The following is an 18730-nucleotide window of genomic DNA, read 5'->3' as shown; positions in this document are numbered from 1 at the left end:
CGCTGATCGGTACCGCCACCGTACGCCCGGATGCCGAATGATGAGATGGGTATCTTGCGATGTGGACAGTGCCGGTCCGGGTGCGCACCCATGCGAAAGGGCGGCCGAATCGGCGTCGGCCGCCCTTCGTCCGCCCGTGACGGGCCGGTCTCACACCGGCCTGGGGCAGTAGACCGTCAGCGCCTCCGGCAGCTTGTCGATCATCAACTCCCGCTGGCTGTGCGCCACTTCACCGTCGTACGCGTAGGGGGTGCCCGGCTTCAGCCCGGCGATCCGCACCCGCTGCCGACGGACGGCGGCGTGCATGGGGGAGCGGGTCAGCGGGCCCGCCACGGCGGTGGCCAGCAGCCTGAGCCCCGGGGTCCGGCCGCCGTGCACGACACGTACGTCCAGCAGTCCGTCCGCGAGGTTGTGCCGCCGCCCCGGCGCGGGCCCGACCCGCTGGAACATTCCGTTGCCGACGAACAGCAGCCACAGCGGCCGCCGCCGGCCCTGCAATTCGGCCTCCAGCGGACGCCGGCCGCGCAGCACATGCAGGGCCGCCAGGACACCGGCCGGCCAGCCGCCGATCCGCGGTGCCCAGTGCTCCCGGGTCCGTACCAGCTCCGGGTACACGCCCAGGCTGAAGGCGTTCAGGAAGTAGCCGTGGGCGCCGCCGGGCCCGGCGGGACCGGGCCGGAAGCGGCCCAGGTCCACCTTGACCGCTTCCCCCGCCGCGAGGGCCGCGCAGGCGTCCGCCACCGTCTCGATGCCCAGGTCGTAGGCGAAGTGGTTGAGCGTCCCGCCGGGGAACACGACGAGCGGCAGACCGTGCACGGCGGCCACCGACGCCGCCTGGTTGACCGTGCCGTCGCCGCCGCACACCCCCAGCGCCCGGCCGCGCCCCGCCGCCTTCTCCAGCTCGTCGGAGAGCAGGGCCGGCGGGACCTCGACCACCTCGGCGTTCGGCAGGGCGTCCCGGACCAGAGCGGCCGTGGCCGTCGCCGTGCCCGACTCCCGGTTGACCACGACCACCAGGTCCTGGCCGTCGGGCAGGGCCGGGGCGTCGCCCGGGGGTCTGCCGGGTGCGGGCAGCTGCCCCCGCGTCGGTACGACTCCGCGCAGGGCGAAGGCCGCCCCTATGCCGAGCGCCGCACCGGCGAGCACATCGCTCGGATAGTGGACCCCGGTGTAGACGCGGGACGCGGCCACGGACAGGGCGATCGGGGCGACGACCGCACCCCAGCCCTTCGACTCCAGGGCCACCCCGGTGGCGAAGGCGGCGGCCGACGCGGCGTGCCCGGAGGGGAAGGACGTGGTCACCGGCTGCCGCTTCAGCTGCCGTATCACCGGCACGTTGTCCAGGATCGGCCGCTGCCTGCGGACCGCGCCCTTGCCGACCGTGTTGATCGCGGCCGAGGCCACGGCCAGCGAGGCGATGCCGCGCAGCGCGGCCCGCCGGGCCCGGGCGCTGCCGCCGAAGGCGGCCATGCCCGCCGCGGCGCCGAACCACAGCAGCCCGTGATTGGCGCTGCGGCTGAGCCTCGGCAGGACGGGTCCGGCGGCCGGCCAGTGCCGCTCGGCCAGATTCTGGAAGACGGCGAGGTCGTAGCGCTGCAGGCGGCCGCGGACTCCGGCGGACCGGGGCAGTCGGGAAGGGATGCTCGGTGACGACATGGGACAGCGAATACCCTGCCCGGCCGTCCCGAACCAGCAGGCGCGCCCGGCGGTGGCCGCCGCAGGACCCGGATCACACCCCGGGCCGGGGCAAACCGGGAGGATCCCGCCGCGCCGCGCCCGGGCCGCGTGCCCGGCCTCACCTCGTCGTTGTCCCCGCAAGTGGGCCGGACATAGCCTGTGTTCGTGATACCGGTCACTGACCGGAATACCGAGGGTGAGAGGGCGGTGCACAGCCATGGGGCGACTCGTTCCCGCGATGACCAGGGCGCTGGACGTGCTCGACCGCGCGTCCGGCCCCGATGCCAGCCGTGTCGCCGCCCCTGTCCGCGACCGGTCCGGACGGGTCGTCGCCGCGCTGTCAGGCAGGCCCGGACACCGGGGGAGCCAGACATGAGGGACCGTCCCGAACTCGCCGTACGGGAGAGCGCCGCGCTCGGCGAGGGCCCGACCTGGGACCCCGCCGCCGGGCGGCTGATCTGGGTCGACATCCTCTCCGCCCGCGTCCACACCTTCGACCCGGCGACCGGCCGGCGGACGGTCATGGCCACCGAACAGCACGTCGGGGCGGCCAAGCCGAGGGCCGGCGGCGGACTGGTCGTCAATCTGCGCGACGGCATCGGCCTGTACGACACGGACGGCGCCTTCCGCTGGCTGGTCCACGACCCCGAGCCGGGCAGGCGCGGCAACGACGCGGCGGTCGCGCCGGACGGGGCGCTGTGGGCCGGCACGATGCGCTACGACGGGACGGAGACCGGCGGCAGTCTGGCCCGGGTCGCGGCCGACGGGACCACCACCCGGGTGCTGCCCCTGGTGGCCTGCAGCAACGGCACCGGATGGAGCCCGGACGGCCGGCTCATGTACTACATCGACACCCCGACCCGCCGTATCGACGTGTTCGACGTCGACGCGGACGGCGCACACGTCACCGGCCGCCGCCCGTTCGCCGTCGTCGAGGAGGGCGCGGGCTACCCCGACGGACTGACGGTCGACGCGGAGGGAGCCGTCTGGGTCGCCCTGTGGGACGGGGCGGCGCTGTGCCGGTACACCCCCGACGGCAGGCTGGAGCGCACCGTGGAGCTGCCCGTGCGCCGGCCGACCGCGTGCGCCTTCGGCGGGCCCGCACTGCGGGACCTCTACATCACCTCGGCCCGCACGGGTCTCGACGCCCCGCACCCGCTCTCCGGATCGCTGCTGGTCCTGCCGGACGCGGGCACGGGCCTGCCGGGGACGCCGTTCGCCGGCTGACGGGCCCGTCGAGTGCCCGGCCGTAGCGCAGGCGCGCCGCCCCATTCCCTCGTATAAAGGGCCGGAGAGCAAAGGGCCGGAGACCGAGCGGCGGCGAAGGAGGCCCGGATGGGCCGGGAGCGGACCGGGCGTCAAGGGCACGGCACCGGCGCGGTCCGGGAGGACCGCGGACCCGTACGGTACGGGCCGCCCGCGCCCGGACCCGGGCTGCCGGTCCTGCCGGAACTCGCCGGGGTGCTCGCCGCCGCGGCGGACCGCGCGGAGCCCGAGCCCGCGGGCGGCTCGGCGGACCTGCGCGAGGCCGCCCGCGCCTACTGGGACCGGCGCGGGCTGCACGGCGGCCCCGAGCACATCGCCGCCGCCCCCGGCACCTCCCCGCTGCTCCTCGCCCTGATCGCCGCGCACGGCGGCGACGTGCTGATGCCGCGCCCCTGTCCCGCCTCCTGGATCCCGCAGGCCCGGCTCCTGGGCAGGCCCGCCTACCAGGTGCCCACCCCCGCCGAGTGCGGCGGAGTGCCCGACCCGTACGCGCTCCTGGAGACCGTGCGCCGGGTGCGGGCCGAGGGCGGCCGGCCCCGCCTGCTGCTGATCTCCGTCGTCGACGACCCCACCGCCACCGTCGCCCCGCCGGAACTCGTCCGTGAGGCCTGCGAGGCCGCCGTCGCCGAGGGCCTGCACATCGTCAGCGACGAGACCTGGCGCGACACCCTGCACCGGCCGCACGACACCGTGCTCCTCAGCCCGGCGGAGATGTGCCCCGACGACGTCACGGTCGTCTCCGACCTGTCCGGCGCGCTGACGCCGTCCGCCTGGCCGGTCGCCGTCGCCCGGTTCCCCGGCACCGAACGGGCGGCGGTGCGCCACGCCCGTACGCTCGACATCCTCACCGCCCTCGGCGCCTTCGTCGCCGGACCCGTCGCGGCCGCCGCCGCCCACGCGCTGCGCGAACCCGACGCCGTCACCGAACGCGTCCGCCGGGCCGCCGCCACCCAGGCCCGCATCGCCGCCGCAGCCCACCGGGCCGTCCTCGCCTCGGGCGCCCTGGCCCGGCCCCCGCAGGCCGGCCGCCACCTCTACGCCGACCTCGGCCCGCTGCGCTCCCGGCTCGCCGCACGGGGGGTCACCGACTCGCTCGAACTGGAGGAGTACCTCAGCGAACGGCTCGGCGCCCCGGCCCCCGGCGGCCACCGCTTCGGCGACGAACTCGGTGCGCTCAGGGTGCGCCTGGGCACCGGCTCCCTGCTCGGATCGACCCCGCGGCAGCAGCTGGAGTCGCTCACCGCGGCGGAGCCCCTCGAATTGCCGCATGTCGCGGCAGCCCTGAGCATTTTCCGAGCAGCCCTCGACGAACTCCGCTGACGCCCCGCGCCGGCGCACTCAGGGACGGGAGCCCCGATGACGGAACAGACCGAGCGCTCCCCGGCCCGGAACACACCCCGCGTGACCTCGGGCGACGTCCTCGCACCGCGTCCGCTCGGCGAGGTGCGCACCTGGCCCCGGAGCTTCGCCGACCGGCTCACCGCCCCGCTCCCCGGAGTCCTCGGCATGTCCCGGCTCGCCCGGGAGCACGCCATCCGGCCCAACGCGGAGGGACTGCGCGGCATCCACCGGCTGCCGTACGCCCCCGAGCCGCTGCCCGAGGTCCCGGCCGGCACCAGCTGCGTCACCTGGGCCGGGCACGCCAGCTGGATCATCCGCACCGGCGGCCTCACCGTCCTCGCCGACCCCGTCTGGTCCCGCCGCATCCTCGGCACCCCGGCCCGGATCACCCCCGTCGGCGTGCGCTGGGAGGACCTGCCGCCCGTCGACGCCGTCGTCATCAGCCACAACCACTACGACCACCTGGATGCCCCCACCCTGCGCAGGCTGCCCCGGCACACCCCGCTGTTCGTCCCCGCCGGGCTCGGCCACTGGTGCCGCCGCCGGGGCTTTCGCCGCGTCACCGAACTCGACTGGTGGGAGTCCGCGCGGCTCGACGGCGTCCGCTTCGACTTCGTGCCCGCCCACCACTGGTCCAAGCGGACCCTCACCGACACCTGCCGCTCGCTGTGGGGCGGCTGGGTCATCGAGGACACCAAGGGACCCGGGCAGCGGATCTACTTCGCGGGGGACAGCGGCTACGGCCACTGGTTCGGCGAGATCGGCCGCCGCCACCCCGGCATCGACCTCGCCCTGCTGCCGATCGGCGCCTACGAACCCCGCTGGTGGCTCGGCGACGTGCACACCGACCCGGAGGAGGCCGTGCGGGCGTACGAGGACCTCGGCGCCCACGCCATGGCGCCGATGCACTGGGCGGCCTTCCTGCTCTCGGCGGAGCCCGTACTCGAACCGCTCACCCGGCTGCGCACCGCCTGGCAGCGGGCCGGCCATCCGCGCGAGCGCCTCTGGGACCTGCCCATCGGCGGCTCGCGGATCCTCGACACCGTGCGCGAACCCCGTACCGCCGGCGGCTGACCCGCCGTCCGGAGCCGGTCAGCCGCCGGAGCGCGCCCGCAGCCGGCGCCACACCGCGGGCGCCCCGCTGATCAGCAGCGTCAGGCCCACCGCCGCCACCACGCCCTGCCACGGCTCCGGGAACAGCGAACCGCCCAGGATCCCGATCAGCTGGTACGTCGCCGCCCACGCCAGACAGGCCGGCACATCGCCCCGGGCGAACCGCCGCAGCGGCATCCGGCCCAGCAGACACGCCAGCATCACCGGAATCCGCCCCGCCGGCACCAGCCGGGACAGCACCAGCACCGTCGCGCCGTGCTCCTCCAGCTTCCGCTGCGCCTGCGCGAGCCGCTCCGGCGCGGCCCGGTCGCTGATCGCCCGCAGCCACTTGGAGCCGTTCTTCGACCGCACCCCGCGCTGCCCCAGCCAGTACAGGCAGACGTCCCCGAGGAACGCGGCGGCCGACGCCACCGCGAACACCACCAGCAGCGCGAACGGCGACGACTGGTGGAACGCCACCACCGCCGCCGAACTCACCAGGGCGCCCGTCGGCGCCACGGGCACCAGCGCGCCCACCGCCACCAGCAGGAACAGGGACGGGTAGCCGACCGCCTGCTGTGTCGACTCCGGGGGCAGCTGCGCGGTCTGCCGGAGGAACTCCCCGATCACCCGGCGGCCTCCGGCCGCACGTGCTCGCCGTGCCCCAGCCGGTGCACCGCCACCTTGGGCGCCCGCACCGCCGCCTGGCGGACGAATTCCTCACCCGGCGCGTGGAACTCGTGCGGCCTGACCCGGTCCATCCCGATCGGCCAGTACGTGCCGTAGTGCACCGGCACCGCCGCGCGCGGCTCCAGCCGGGCCAGCGCCTCGGCGGCGCGCCCCGCGTCGAGGTGGTTGTGGCCCAGATACGGGCCCCAGCCGCCCACCGGCAGCAGCGCCACGTCCACCGGACCGACGGCCTGCGCCATGTCGTCGAAGAGGCCGGTGTCCCCGGCGAAGTACGTACGCGCCCCGCCCTCGACGACGTACCCCAGGGCGGGGGAGCGGTGCGGGCCCACCGGCAGGCGCCGCCCGTCGTGCAGCGCCGGCACGGCCCGTACCCGCACCTCGCCGATCCGCACCTCGTCACCCGCCACCACCTCGGTGATCCGCAGCCCGCGCACCCGGCGCAGCAGCCGCAGCCCCGGCACGGCCCGGACCGCGCCGCGCGGCACGACCAGCCGGGCGCCCGGGGCGATCCGGGACAGCGACGGCAGATGCAGATGGTCGGAGTGTAGATGCGAGATGAGGACCACATCGGCGACGGCGGCCGCCGGGCCCGGCAGGGCGCCGTCGCGCCGCCGCAGATGCGCGAAGCGCCGTACGAACAGCGGATCGGTCAGGACCCGGACGCCCGAGTCCTCGATCGTGCAGGTGGCATGGCCCCACCAGGTGATCTCCACCGGCACGCCGCCACCTCCCGTTCCCCGGACCGCTCCGGACCGCCCCGGATCTGCCGACGAGCCTACGGGCACTGCCCCGCCTCCGGTCCGCGAACCCTGCCGATCACCCCGCCCACCCGGGGGCGCACGCCCATGATCGCGCGCCCCTGACTGCTCTGACGTGCGCCTTCATGGACGCGGGGGCGCCGGGTAGGGTCGGGGAACACCTAGCACGGGAGACGGTCATGGGGGACGTACGCGTGGCGGCCATCGCCAGCCTCACGCCGCTCGAGGAGCTCGACAGCGACCCCTTCCTGGTCGACACCCGCAGCCAGCACGCCATGTGCGCGCGATGGGCCGCCGACCAGGGCTACGTCATCACCCGGCAGCTGCGGCTCTACGCGCTGCGCCCCGACCACCACGCGCTCTGGGCCGACGTCGAGGGCGGCGAGATCGAGCTGTTCGTCGCCCCCAACGAGCGGGTGCTGACCCGCGCCCTGGCCTCCGTGCCCCAGTTCACCGCCGAGTGCGAGCGGCGCGGCGTCCGGCTGGAGATCGCCGGACTCGACGAACCCAGCTACAGCCCCCGGACGAAGGCCGGGGTGCACCGCAGGCTCTCCATGCCGACCGCGGGCTACGACGGCTGCTGACCGGCGGCGGAGTACCGCCTCCGGGCGGCCCGCGGTCCGCGCTGTGAAAAGCTGGGGCGGGGCCCGGAACGGCAGGGCCCGGACGTGAGGTGACAGCGGCGTGGGTGACGGGCGATGGCGAGCGGCCGGCAGCGCCCTGATGCGAGTGATCGCGGTGTGGGCGGTCTCGACGCTCACGATGCTGGCGCTCGCCGGGATCCTGCCGGACTTCCAGCTCCAGTCGGACGACGGCGACAGCATCACCAAGACGGCCTTCACGGCGGCCTGGGGCGCGGGCGCGTTCGGTCTGCTCTCGGCCCTGGTCTGGCCCGTGCTCGTACGGGCCCTGCTCATCGTGCCGGCCTACTTCCTCGGGCTGCTGGTCTTCTTCCTCAACGGCTCGCTGCTGCTGATCGCCCTGCGGCTCATCCCCGACGGCCGGGGCGCCGCCGACCCGGAGACGGCCGTCGTCGTCGCGGCCGTCATGTCCGCCGTCGCCTCCGCGACCTCCACCGCGCTCGCCGTCCGCGACGACAACGCCTACCGCAGACGGCTCTCGCGCCTCGCCGACCGGCGCCGCCGGCGCAGCGGCACGGACGGCGGCGACGGGGAGCCGCCGGGCACCGTCTTCATCCAGCTGGACGGAGTCGGCCACGACGTCCTCGTCCAGGCCGCCGCCGAGGGGCTGATGCCGACCGTCGCCCGCTGGCTGGCCGACACCGACGGCCACCGGCTCACCCCCTGGCGCACCGACTGGTCCAGCCAGACCGGCGCCAGCCAGCTCGGCATCCTGCACGGCAGCAACCACGACGTGCCCGCCTTCCGCTGGTACGAGAAGGAGACCGGCGACGTGATGGTCTCCAGCAGACCGGCGAGCGCCCTCGAACTCCAGCGCCGGGCCGTCGCCCGCACCCGTGACGGCGGACTGCTCACCGTCGACGGCGCCAGCCGGGGCAACCTCTTCAGCGGCGGCGCCGACCAGCTCGCCCTGGTCCTGTCGATGGCCGCCAGGCTCGGCAGGGGCCGGCGGTCCCGGTCCGGGTACTTCGCCTACTTCTCCGACCCGGCCAACGCCGTCCGTACCGCCGGTTCGTTCGTCGCGGAGGTCGGCCGGGAGATCGCCCAGTCGACCCGGGCCCGGCTGCGCAAGGAGACGCCCCGGATCAAGCGCGGCGGGCTCTACCCCTTCATCCGGGCCTTCGCGACCGTCGTCGAACGCGATGTGGTGGTCGCCGCCGTCATGGGCGACATGTTCGCCGGCCGCACCGCGGTCTACGCCGACCTGGTCGCCTACGACGAGGTGGCCCACCACTCGGGACCGCGCAGCCGGGACGCGGAGAAGGTCCTCGCACGGCTGGACCGCTCCCTCGCCCTGATCGCCAAGGTCACCGAGCACACCCCGCGCAGCTACCGCATCGTGCTCCTGTCCGACCACGGCCAGAGCCCCGGAGAGACCTTCGCCGGGGTGTACGGGCTGACGCTCAAGGACCTGGTCCGGGCGGGCAGCGGGCTCCCGGTGCCCCGCCGTGCGCAGCGCACCCGCAGCGGCTCCGAGGCGCGCGACGCGGTCCGGATCGCCCTGCACCGCCCGGTCGCCGAGGGGGAGGAGGCCCAGGTCACGAAGGCCTCCGACCCGGTGGTGCTCGCCTCCGGCAACCTCGGTCTGATCTCCTTCCCGGACATCGAGGGACGCGCCTCGACGGAACAGCTCGACCGCCGCCACCCCGCTCTGCTCGGCACGCTCGCCAACCACCCCGGCATCGGCTTCCTGCTCGTGCGCAGCGAGCGCCACGGCTCGGTGGTCCTCGGCCGCGACGGCGTACGGATCCCGGTGGCGGAGCTGGTGGACGGGCAGGGCCCACTGGCCCCCTTCGGCCCCGGGGCGGCCGACGCGATCCGGCGCACGGACACCTTCCCGCACGTCGCGGACGTGATGGTCAACTCCATGTACGACCCGGTGACCGGCACCGTGCACGCCTTCGAGGAGCAGATCGGCTCGCACGGCGGACTCGGCGGGGACCAGTCCCGGCCGTTCCTGCTGTGGCCGCGCGGGATGACGGACCCCCTGGAGGCGGCGGCCGGCGAGGGCGAGCCGAGAGTGGCCGAGCTGGTCGGGGCGGAGGCCGTGCACCGGGTCCTGCGGTGCTGGCTGCGCGAGGTCTCCGGACCGCAGGTGCCGGTGCGGCAGGACCGCGACCCGGCCGGCCGCACGGCCCGGTGGACCCGGCGCGGGCAGGGCAGGGGCTCCGGCGCGGACGCGGGCACGGGCGCCCGGGGCTGACCCGAGGGCCCCCGGATCAGGCCGACTGGCGCCGTACGAGGGACGGGTGGAAGATCACGGACGGGGCCGGGGCCCCCGGCTTGCCGATCTGCCGCAGCAGCAGCCGGGCCATCTCCGCCGACATCTCCTCCACCGGCTGCCGGACCGTCGTCAGCGGCGGGTCGCAGGCCAGCGCCGCGCTGCTGTCGTCGAACCCGACGAGCGCCACGTCCTCGGGCACGTCCTTGCCGGCCCGCAGCAGCACCGGCACGGCACCCAGCGCCATCAGGTCCGACGCGATGAACACCGCGTCCAGATCCGGCCGGTCCGCGAGCAGCCGCTTCATGGCCGACGCGCCGCCGGCATGGGTGAAGTCGCCCTCGGCGGTGGCCACGTCCCGGATGCCGTGCGCGGCGAGCGCGTCCAGGAAACCCGTGAGCCGCGCCTGGCCGGCCGGCATGTCCTGCGGGCCCGAGACCGTGCCGATCCGGCGGCGGCCCAGCGAGGCCAGGTGGTCGGCGGCCAGCTGCGCCCCGGCCCGCTGGTCCGCCTCGACATAGGTGATCGGCGTCGGCCTGCGGGGCTGTCCCGCGAGCACGGCGGGCAGCCGGGTCTCGTGCAGCAGCCCCGGCAGCGGGTCGTCCGCGTGCGAGGAGATCAGCACCACTCCGTCGACGTGCCCATGGCGCAGGTACGACAGCAACTGGTCGCGGGACTCCCGGTCGTCGGCCAGCATCAGCACCAGCTGGATGCCCGCGGGACGCAGCACCTCCAGCAGTCCGCCGACCACCCGCCCGAAGTACGGATCGGAGAACATCCGGCCGACGAACGGCTCGGGCACCGTGCGGCGTTCCCGCTCCGAGACGACCAGGGCGATCGAGTCGGTGCGCCGGGTCACCAGGGAGCGGGCCGCGCGGTTGGGCACGTAACCGGTGGCGTCCACGGCCTCCTCGACCATCCGCCGCAGCACCGGGTCCACGGTCGTCGCCCCGTTGATCACCCGGGACACCGTCGCCCGTGACACCCCGGCCACTCCGGCGACGTCCTCCAAGGTGGCGGGACGGGCGGGCAGTGGCGGGTCGGCAGTCATGCAGTCTTTATACCGGGTGGTACGACCGGCGCGGAAACGGCCGCGAAGGGCTTGGGAGTACGTTGACCGGGGCATCAGCCGGGGCCGCCGGACACGTCCGGAAGCCGGGCGAGTTCGGTGCGGCGGGCCGACACCAGGGCGGCGGCGAGCCGCTTGGCGTCCTGCCGGGTGCCGGCCCCGGTCTCGGAGCGCGACACCTCGGCGCTCTGGCGCAGATGGTCCCCGATCTCCGCAACCAGGAACCGGTCGAAGGCGGCGCCCCGCACGGCGCGGGCCCGTGCGAGGTCGTCGGCCGTCACCATGCCCGGCATGTCGTGGCCCTCGTGCACATTGGTGTCCGGCAGCCCCATCCGGGCCAGCAGCGGTCGCAGCCGGGCGAGTTCGCCGTTCTGCGAGGTCCGCAGCCCGGCCGCCCAGCTCCGCACCCGGGCGTCCCCGGAGCGCTCGGCGGCGAGCGAGAGGAGCGCCACGGCCTGCTCGTTCATCGGGGTCATCAGCTGGACCCAGGCGGCGTCCGTCGGATCGGCGGGGGCGCCGGAGGCCGGGGGAGCGGACACCGGGGGAGCGGAGGCCGAGGGGGGCGGTGCGGCCGGGCGGCGCGCGTCCGCGGGGGACGCGCAACCGGCCATGAGGAGAAGCAGGGTGAGTGCCGCGGTGGCGCGGGCCGCCTTCGTCACGGATCCGTCCTCGGGGGCAGGGCCCGCCCGGGGCGCGGGGCCCCGGGCGGGCGGTCGACGGGGGAGCGACGGTCAGGGGGTGCCGTCCGCACCGCACTTCACGATGGCGTTGATGCAGTCACGGACGCGCTGCGCCAGGTCGGCCTCGGGCCACACGTTGAAGAAGTCGCCGTGCATCGTGTAGCCGGGTCCGGACGCCAGCCGGAACCGGGCCGGGTCACCGTTGACCGGATACCGCAGCACCTGACGGAGCTTGGGCACCGGCACCGGGTGCGTCGAGGGGCACTCGCCGCCGACCGGGTAGGCCATGTGGCTCTTGTGGTCGGCGGAGTCGAGGTCCTTGCCGTTCCAGCACTGCGGGAAGTCGAGGTACGACTCCAGCATCGCGTCCGCCGGGCAGTTGACGAAGTCGTGCGACGGGTTGACCTCGCCGTGGTGCAGGCACGACCAGCGCGAAATGGTGTTGTCGTCGGGGCCGGTGGCCTTGGCGTTGCCCGCGACGATCCGCAGCCCCCGGGGGAAGGGCTGGATCCGCTGGATGACGTCGTCGCGGACGCCCTCGCCCAGGTAGTAGAACGTCGTGCCGGTGGGCTCGACCTCCTTGTCCCCGTCGTACAGGGTCGGCACCCAGTACGACGACAGGTCGATGTCGGGGGAGCAGCTGCTGCGGGCCTTCTCCAGCGAGGCGAGGTCGGAGTTGCCGTTGGTGGAGTCGTTGCCGAAGAAGCTGTGCATGTGCGAGGCCCCGGGCAGACCGGGGAAGACGATCGGGTCGTCGGGGGCCCGGTGGGTGTAGGGGCACTCGGCGAGGAACTCGGCCACCCGGACGACGTCGGCGGCTGCCTTGGGGGCGGGGGCCGAGGCGGCGGCGGGACCGGCGGAGGCGCTGCCGGTGGTGGCCTGGAGGAAGGTCAGGGCGAGCGCGGCGGCGGCGAGCGCCGCCGTGCGGTAGCGGCGGGGCGGCAGGGCTCTGCGGGGGCTGTCCTCGCCGGTGCGTCGTTGACGGAAGAAGAGCACGGCACTCCTGTTCGGGGAAGTGGGGGATTCCTGATCACGGAGGGTTCCTGATCATGCGAGAGAGCGCTCTCTGCTTGGAACGTAAAAGCGTGTTACGGACATGTCGATAGAGGGTGCAGACCTGCAATTCCCTGCGGGTTGAACGTAGTTGGGGACCCCTGATCGCGGGAGAGCGCTCTCTCACGTGAGGTATCCGCGGATGCCGTCCCATAGGGGGCGCGGGGCGGGCCGAAGGCGTCGCGGAGCGGCGCCCGAAGGCTCTGACCGGGGCGTTGTCAGTGGTGGACGGCAGGATGGGGGTCATGACGAACTCAGCTGTTGTGCTCGCCGATACCGCCGCCTACGCCGCCGCGGTCGAAGAAGCGTCGCAGGCCGCCGCCGCGTACTACGCCACGGGCGAGAGCACGCTCGACGACGACGCCTACGACCGGCTGGCGCGCGGGATCGCCGCGTACGAACAGGACCACCCGAAGGAGGTGCTGGCCGACTCGCCGACCGGCAAGGTGGCCGGCGGCGCGGCAGTCGGGGATGTGCCGCACACCGTGCCGATGCTCTCCCTGGACAACGTCTTCTCCGCCGAGCAGTTCGCCACCTGGACCGTTTCGCTGGAGCGCCGGATAGGGCGGCCCGTCACCGCGTGGAGCGTCGAGCCGAAGCTCGACGGCCTGGCGGTCGCCGCCCGGTACCGCGCGGGCCGGCTGGAGCGGCTGATCACCCGGGGCGACGGCACCGCGGGCGAGGACGTGTCGCATGCGATCGGCACCGTCGCCGGGCTTCCCCGGCAGCTCGCGGAAGCGGTGACGATCGAGATACGCGGCGAGATCCTCATGACGACCGAGCAGTTCGAGCATGCCAACGCGGTCCGCACCGAGCACGGCGGCGCCCCCTTCGCCAACGCGCGCAACGGCGCGGCGGGCACCCTGCGCGCCAAGGACCGTGCCTACACGGTGGAGATGACGTTCTTCGCGTACGGCGCCCTGCCGCTGCCCGACTCCGGCGAGCTGACCGCCACGCTGGCCGAGCTGCCCCACAGCGAGACCCTCGCCCATGTGGCGGGCCTCGGGGTGCACACGGCGGCGGACACGGAGGTGGCGCCGCGCACCGTCGCGACCGTCGAGGAGGTCCAGGCCCGCGTGGAGGAAGTGGCCGCGCTCCGGGCCGCGTTGCCCTTCGGCATCGACGGCATCGTGATCAAGGCGGACCTCGCCGCCGATCAGCGCGAGGCCGGTTCCGGCACCCGGGCGCCGCGCTGGGCCATCGCCTACAAGCTGCCCGCCGTCGAGAAGGTCACCCGCCTCCTGGGCGTCGAGTGGAACGTGGGCCGTACGGGCATCATCGCGCCGCGCGCGGTGCTGGAGCCGGTCGAGATCGACGGATCTACGGTCGGCTACGCCACGCTGCACAACCCGGCCGACATCACGCGGCGCGATCTGCGGATCGGCGACCATGTGATGGTCTACAAGGCGGGCGACATCATCCCCCGCATCGAGGCGCCGGTCGCCCATCTGCGCACGGGCGAGGAGCAGCCGGTCGTCTTCCCCGAGGCGTGCCCGCAGTGCGGCTCGGAGATCGACACCAGCGAGCAGCGCTGGCGCTGCGTCAGGGGCCGCGACTGCCGTCTGGTGGCCTCCGTCTCGTACGCGGCCGGGCGCGACCAGCTCGACATCGAGGGCCTGGGCACGACCCGGGTGGTGCAGCTCGTCGACGCCGGCCTCGTCGCCGACTTCGCCGATCTGTTCACCCTGGAGCGCGAGCAGTTGCTCGCGCTGGAGCGGATGGGCGAGACGAGCACCGACAATCTGCTGGCCGCGATCGACGCGGCGCGGGCGCAGCCGCTGTCCCGGGTCTTCTGCGCCCTGGGGGTGCGGGGCACCGGGCGCTCCATGTCGCGCCGGATCGCCCGCTACTTCGCGGAGATGGACCGGATCAGAGCCGCCGACGTGGAGTCGCTGCAACGGGTCGACGGCATCGGCAAGGAGAAGGCGGCGGGTGTCGTCGCGGAGCTGGTGGAGCTGGCCCCGCTGATCGAGAAGCTGGTAGCCGCCGGGCTCACCATGACGGAGCCGGGCGCGACCCCGCCGCCGGAGCCGGGCGAGGAGGGCGACGGGGACGCGGCGGACGGCGCGGACGCGGACGGACGTCCGCTGACCGGGATGACCGTGGTGGTCACCGGGGCGATGACGGGCGCGCTGGAGAAGCTCTCGCGCAACCAGATGAACGAGCTGATCGAGCGGGCCGGCGGAAAGTCCTCCTCCAGCGTCTCCAAGCGGACCACGCTGCTGGTGGCCGGCGAAAAGGCGGGCTCCAAGCGGACCAAGGCGGAGGAGCTGGGGGTGCGGATCGCGGACCCGGCGGAGTTCGCGGCGCTGATAGCGGAGTTCCTGCCGGTCGAGGTATGACAGAGGGCTCCTTCGATTATGTGTGGGAGTAGCTTTCTTTGCCTGCCTATTGCATAGTGAAGGCTCGGTCATGCCTCGCTATCAGCGGGTCTATGGGTGGGTGAGGAACGATGGCGATGCGTGCTGCGCACGGCGGGCGGTTCGGGGGCGCCACCCGGGGGCTCGCGCTCGACCTCGGCAGCTCCCGCACTCGCGTCTGGATCCCCGGCCAGGGCGTCGTCGCGGACACCGGAAGCGGCCCGGACGGTGCGCACGGGACCGGGCGTCCGGTGCGGCGCGGCCGCATCGTCGACAGGGAGTCGTGCGGCCGGATGCTGGCCCGCATCGCGGAGACGGCCCTCGGCGCCGACCGGGGCGACACGGTGATCGTCCTCAGCCACCCCGTGCTCGCCGGGTCCGGACACCGGGCCGAGGCCCGGGAGTTGCTGCGCGCGCTCGGCCCGGGGAGCGTCGTCGTCCTCGACAGCGCCCGGGCCGCCGCCGCGTACGCCGGCCCGGGGGACGGCGGCCCGCTGCTCGTCGTCGACATCGGCGCCGAGCTGACCGAGGCGACCCTGCTCGTCGACGGAAGGGTGCGCGACGCGCGGCTGGCCGAGACCGGGCTCAGTGACCTGGAACCGGGCGAGCCGCCCACCGCCCTCGTCCGCGCCGCGCTGGACATGGTCATGGCCATGTGGCGGCAGGACCGGCACGGCGCGCTGCTCGGGGCCCTGCGCAGGGGGCCGTTGCTCGCCGGCGGCGGTGCGCTGCGCCCGGACGTCACCCACCGGATCGCGGTTCGCCTGGGCGTCCCGGTCCGGCTCGGGGACGACCCCGCCACCACGGTCGTGCGGGGTGCCGGACTGGTCCTCGGCTCCGTGCTCCGCCACGGCTCGGCCGCACCGGCGTTGCCCGGCCGGTCCGGGTGACCCCCCTCCCGGGGCCACCCCGGGGGAACGCGCCCCCGAGGGGCCTGCCGGACGCCCCGGCCCACCACGGACGCGGCGCCGCCGCCCGCCGGTTCCTGGCCGCGCTGCTGTTCGCCGTCCTCACCGTCGCGGGCGGCGCCCCGGCGGGGGCGGGGCTCCCCACGCGTGCGTCAGCGGCGTTGGCCACGCTGCCCGCGTCGGCCGCCTCAACCGCCTCAACCGCCTCGCCCGCCTCGCCCGCGTCGGCCACCTCTACCACCTCGTTCGCTTCGGCCGCGTCAACCGCGTCAACCGCGTCAACCGCGTCGGCTGCGGCGCCCGGCGCAGGGTTCCGCGAGTCCCGCCCGGCGTCGGCTCCCCGCCCCTGGGCCGCCGCAGGCCATCCCCGTACACCGCAGCATCTGCCGCCGCCGGATCCCGGCACCCTGCTCCCGGGACCGCCCGGCCTTCCGCTTCCGCTCCCCGTCCCCGGTCCGGCTCCCGCCGTGCCCCGCGCCGACGACCGTTTCCGCGCCGCCCTCCCCGGGGTGCGCGGGCCTCCGAGCACTGCCCCGCGCCGGCTGCGGGTCCCGCCCCCATCACCGCCGTGACGCTCCCGCTCCGCCGACCCTCCGGTCGTACGGGGTGCGGGCGTTCGGCGCACCCTCGGAGGAAACCCATGACACGCGCCACCACGGTGCGGGCGGTGCTGGCTGCGGCCGTGCTGCTCGTCTCCGTACTGATCACCCTGACCATGTCACCCCGACTCGGCCTCGATCTCCAGGGCGGCACCAGGATGGTGCTCCAGGCCAAGGACTCCGGCACGGCGAAGGCCGACCGGACGAGCACGGACCGCACCCTGGAGGTGCTGCGGCGGCGCATCGACTCGCTCGGGGTCACGGAGCCGACCCTGACGCGTTCCGGCGAGGACCGGATCATCGTCGAACTCCCCGACGTGCAGGACCCGCGCAAGGCCGCCGACGTCATCGGCAGAACCGCGCAGCTGACCTTTCACGCCGTCACCGGCCCCGGCGCACCGGACACGGAGCAGTCGGACGGCGCGCGGTCCGGCGGCGCGCCGACGCTCCCCGACGAACAGGGCAGGCCCCTCGCGCTCGGCCCCGCCGCACTCTCCGGCGCGGGTGTCAAGGAGGCGTCCGCCGCGTTCGACGCCCAGCAGGGCGCCGGCTGGACGGTCTCGCTCGACTTCCACAAGGACGCCGGCCGGGACTGGACCCGGCTGACGGGGGAGGCCGCCTGCCATCCGGTCCAGGACGAGCGGCGCCGGGTCGCCATCGTCCTCGACCGGCAGGTGATCTCCTCGCCCCAGGTATCCCCGGGCGTCGCCTGCGGCACCGGTCTGCCCTCCGGCTCCACACAGATCACCGGATCGTTCGGCGCGGACGAGGCCCGCGAACTCGCCGTGCTGATCCAGGGCGGGGCGCTGCCCGTCCCCGTCGAGATCGTCGAGCAGCGGACGGTCGGCCCGACGCTCGGCGCCGCCGCCATCTTTGCCAGCGCCCGTGCCGCCCTCATCGGGGCCGCCGCCACGGCCCTGTTCATCACCGTCGTCTACCGCCTGTTCGGCGCACTGGCCGCCGTGGCGCTCGCCGCCTACGGAGTGATCTCGTACGCGGCCCTGGTGGCGCTCGGTGTCACCCTCACCCTGCCCGGGCTCGCCGGGTTCGTCCTGGCCATCGGGATGGCGGTCGACGCGAACGTACTCGTCTTCGAACGGGCCAGGGAGGAGCACGCCCGGTCCCGGCGCACCTCCCCGCGCACGTCCCTGCGCACCTCGCTGACCGCCGGGTTCCGGCACGCCCGGAGCGCCGTCGCCGACTCCAACGTGACGACGCTCATCGCGGCCGGGCTGCTGTTCTTCCTCGGCTCCGGCCCGGTCAAGGGCTTCGGCGTCACGCTCGGCATCGGCGTCCTCGCGTCGATGTTCTCCGCACTCGTCATCGCCCGCGCCCTCACCGAGACGGCCGCCCGGTCCCGGTTCGTCAGCGACTTCCGGGGCGTCAACGGCATCGCGTCCCCCGGCCGGGTACGGACCTGGCTCACCCGGCGCGACCCGCAGCTGATGCGCTCGCCGCACCGCTGGCTGCTCGTCTCCGCCGCCCTGGTCGCGGTGGCGGTGGCGGGGATCGTGGTGCGCGGGGTCGACCTGGGCGTCGAGTTCACCGGTGGCCGCCTCGTCGAGTACGCGACCAGCCGGCCCGTCGACGTCGAGACCGCCCGGACCGCGCTCGCCCGCGCCGGGTTCGCCGACGCCGAGGTCACCACGGCGGGCGCGGGCGACATCTCCGTACGGACCGGGAGCCTCGGCAACGACGGTGAACACACGCTGCGCGCCGCCCTGGCCGAGGAGGGCGGGAACACCGTCAAGGTCCGCGACGAGCTCATCGGCCCCAGCCTGGGCGACGAGCTGCGGCGCAACGCGCTGATCGCCCTGGCCGTCGCCGTCCTCGTCCAGCTGGGCTATCTGGCGATCCGGTTCCGCTGGACGTTCGCCGTGGCCTCGGTCGGGGCGCTGGTCCACGACGTGGTCATCCTGGTCGGGGCGTTCGCCTGGCTGGGCCGTACCGTCGACGGGATCTTCCTGGCGGCGCTGCTCACCGTCATCGGCTACTCCGTCAACGACTCGGTCGTGGTCTTCGACCGGCTCAGGGAGCTGTGGGCGAAGGCCCGGGACCGGCCGCTCGCGGACGTGGCGAACCTGGCCGTCCTGCAGACCGTGCCCCGGACGGTCAACACCGGGATGGGCGCCCTGTTCATCCTCACCGCGCTGGCCGTGCTGGGCGGCGACTTCCTCGCGGACTTCGCCCTCGCCCTGCTGATCGGCATCGTCGTCGGGACGTACTCCTCGGTCCTGACCGCCGTTCCGGCCGCGCTCCTGCTGGAGCGCACCAGCAAGGCCCCGCCGCCGGTCCGCGCCGGCCGCGCCGCGCGCTCCGGGGCCGGGCGCCGGGACCCGCACGACAACGGGGCCCGGGTGTAGCGCCGTCGCACC

At 74.8% G+C, this 18730-nt stretch carries 14 protein-coding genes and 1 pseudogene; 9 read left to right on the top strand and 6 right to left on the bottom strand.

Features of this window, described 5'->3' with window-relative positions; genetic code table 11:
- Nucleotides 1–150 precede the first annotated feature (150 nt).
- A complete protein-coding gene (locus RLT58_RS04765; protein WP_311309124.1) occupies nt 151–1656 on the bottom strand; it encodes a bifunctional phosphatase PAP2/diacylglycerol kinase family protein in 1506 nt (501 codons plus the stop codon).
- A gap of 283 nt (nt 1657–1939) precedes the next feature.
- On the opposite strand from RLT58_RS04765, the pseudogene RLT58_RS04760 reads away from it, so the two are divergent.
- The 4 genes and pseudogenes from RLT58_RS04760 to RLT58_RS04745 all read left to right on the top strand — a co-directional run.
- Nucleotides 1940–2020: pseudogene (locus RLT58_RS04760) on the top strand (IclR family transcriptional regulator); the annotation flags it as partial.
- Nucleotides 2021–2049: 29 nt separating this feature from the next.
- Nucleotides 2050–2904: an SMP-30/gluconolactonase/LRE family protein gene (locus tag RLT58_RS04755; protein ID WP_311309123.1), complete on the top strand. Its 855-nt coding sequence runs from the start codon at nt 2050–2052 to the stop codon at nt 2902–2904.
- Nucleotides 2905–3012: 108 nt separating this feature from the next.
- Nucleotides 3013–4263 carry an aminotransferase class I/II-fold pyridoxal phosphate-dependent enzyme gene (locus tag RLT58_RS04750; protein WP_311309122.1) on the top strand — a complete coding sequence of 417 codons (1251 nt, stop codon included), beginning with the start codon at nt 3013–3015 and terminating at the stop codon, nt 4261–4263.
- 36 nt (nt 4264–4299) lie between these two features.
- Nucleotides 4300–5358, top strand: a complete 1059-nt coding sequence (locus RLT58_RS04745) for an MBL fold metallo-hydrolase (RefSeq protein WP_311309121.1) — start codon at nt 4300–4302, stop codon at nt 5356–5358.
- Nucleotides 5359–5376: 18 nt separating this feature from the next.
- Here RLT58_RS04745 and RLT58_RS04740 read toward each other — a convergent pair whose 3' ends face one another.
- Together RLT58_RS04740 and RLT58_RS04735 are read right to left on the bottom strand one after the other, a co-directional pair.
- On the bottom strand, nt 5377–6003 hold the full coding sequence (locus RLT58_RS04740; protein WP_311314416.1) for a DedA family protein: 627 nt from the start codon (nt 6001–6003) through the stop codon (nt 5377–5379).
- A complete protein-coding gene (locus tag RLT58_RS04735; RefSeq protein ID WP_311309120.1) occupies nt 6003–6785 on the bottom strand; it encodes an MBL fold metallo-hydrolase in 783 nt (260 codons plus the stop codon). Before RLT58_RS04735 ends, RLT58_RS04740 begins: the two co-directional genes overlap by 1 nt.
- A 218-nt stretch (nt 6786–7003) precedes the next feature.
- Between RLT58_RS04735 and RLT58_RS04730 the strand changes: the two genes are divergently transcribed.
- Together RLT58_RS04730 and RLT58_RS04725 are read left to right on the top strand one after the other, a co-directional pair.
- Nucleotides 7004–7408 carry a hypothetical protein gene (locus RLT58_RS04730; protein WP_311309119.1) on the top strand — a complete coding sequence of 135 codons (405 nt, stop codon included), beginning with the start codon at nt 7004–7006 and terminating at the stop codon, nt 7406–7408.
- 100 nt (nt 7409–7508) lie between these two features.
- Nucleotides 7509–9668, top strand: coding sequence for a phage holin family protein (locus RLT58_RS04725; RefSeq protein ID WP_311309118.1), 2160 nt, complete (start codon nt 7509–7511; stop codon nt 9666–9668).
- Nucleotides 9669–9684: 16 nt separating this feature from the next.
- Here RLT58_RS04725 and RLT58_RS04720 read toward each other — a convergent pair whose 3' ends face one another.
- The 3 genes from RLT58_RS04720 to RLT58_RS04710 all read right to left on the bottom strand — a co-directional run bounded on the left by RLT58_RS04720 (nt 9685) and on the right by RLT58_RS04710 (nt 12431).
- Complete coding sequence (locus RLT58_RS04720; protein ID WP_311309117.1) at nt 9685–10737, bottom strand: LacI family DNA-binding transcriptional regulator; 1053 nt, start codon at nt 10735–10737, stop codon at nt 9685–9687.
- A gap of 74 nt (nt 10738–10811) precedes the next feature.
- A complete protein-coding gene (locus tag RLT58_RS04715; RefSeq protein WP_311314415.1) occupies nt 10812–11366 on the bottom strand; it encodes a DUF305 domain-containing protein in 555 nt (184 codons plus the stop codon).
- Between the two features lie 120 nt (nt 11367–11486).
- Nucleotides 11487–12431, bottom strand: coding sequence for a DUF1996 domain-containing protein (locus tag RLT58_RS04710; protein ID WP_311309116.1), 945 nt, complete (start codon nt 12429–12431; stop codon nt 11487–11489).
- Between the two features lie 293 nt (nt 12432–12724).
- Here RLT58_RS04710 and ligA point away from each other — a divergent pair, with 293 nt between their 5' ends.
- The 3 genes from ligA (at nt 12725) to secD (ending at nt 18718) form a co-directional block, all read left to right on the top strand.
- Nucleotides 12725–14830: an NAD-dependent DNA ligase LigA gene (ligA, locus tag RLT58_RS04705; RefSeq protein WP_311309115.1), complete on the top strand. Its 2106-nt coding sequence runs from the start codon at nt 12725–12727 to the stop codon at nt 14828–14830.
- Between the two features lie 116 nt (nt 14831–14946).
- Entirely contained in the window at nt 14947–15738 is a 792-nt protein-coding gene (locus tag RLT58_RS04700) for a type IV pilus biogenesis protein PilM (protein WP_311309114.1), read from the top strand.
- Nucleotides 15739–16396: 658 nt separating this feature from the next.
- Nucleotides 16397–18718 carry a protein translocase subunit SecD gene (gene secD, locus RLT58_RS04695; RefSeq protein WP_311309113.1) on the top strand — a complete coding sequence of 774 codons (2322 nt, stop codon included), beginning with the start codon at nt 16397–16399 and terminating at the stop codon, nt 18716–18718.
- Nucleotides 18719–18730 lie beyond the last annotated feature (12 nt).

The sequence above is a fragment of the Streptomyces sp. ITFR-16 genome (assembly GCF_031844705.1).
Lineage (GTDB): Bacteria > Actinomycetota > Actinomycetes > Streptomycetales > Streptomycetaceae > Streptomyces.
Note: the sequence above shows the minus strand (reverse complement) of the source record. Positions and strands in the feature narration are given on the sequence as shown.

Excerpts from the sequence above, each read along its gene's own strand:
- RLT58_RS04765 (WP_311309124.1), bottom strand. The coding sequence starts at position 1,656 with ATGTCGTCACCGAGCATCCCTTCCCGACTGCCCCGGTCCGCCGGAGTC.
- RLT58_RS04755 (WP_311309123.1), top strand. The coding sequence starts at position 2,050 with ATGAGGGACCGTCCCGAACTCGCCGTACGGGAGAGCGCCGCGCTCGGC.
- RLT58_RS04750 (WP_311309122.1), top strand. The coding sequence starts at position 3,013 with ATGGGCCGGGAGCGGACCGGGCGTCAAGGGCACGGCACCGGCGCGGTC.
- RLT58_RS04745 (WP_311309121.1), top strand. The coding sequence starts at position 4,300 with ATGACGGAACAGACCGAGCGCTCCCCGGCCCGGAACACACCCCGCGTG.
- RLT58_RS04730 (WP_311309119.1), top strand. The coding sequence starts at position 7,004 with ATGGGGGACGTACGCGTGGCGGCCATCGCCAGCCTCACGCCGCTCGAG.
- RLT58_RS04720 (WP_311309117.1), bottom strand. The coding sequence starts at position 10,737 with ATGACTGCCGACCCGCCACTGCCCGCCCGTCCCGCCACCTTGGAGGAC.
- RLT58_RS04715 (WP_311314415.1), bottom strand. The coding sequence starts at position 11,366 with ATGGCCGGTTGCGCGTCCCCCGCGGACGCGCGCCGCCCGGCCGCACCG.
- ligA (WP_311309115.1), top strand. The coding sequence starts at position 12,725 with ATGGGGGTCATGACGAACTCAGCTGTTGTGCTCGCCGATACCGCCGCC.
- RLT58_RS04700 (WP_311309114.1), top strand. The coding sequence starts at position 14,947 with ATGCGTGCTGCGCACGGCGGGCGGTTCGGGGGCGCCACCCGGGGGCTC.
- secD (WP_311309113.1), top strand. The coding sequence starts at position 16,397 with ATGACACGCGCCACCACGGTGCGGGCGGTGCTGGCTGCGGCCGTGCTG.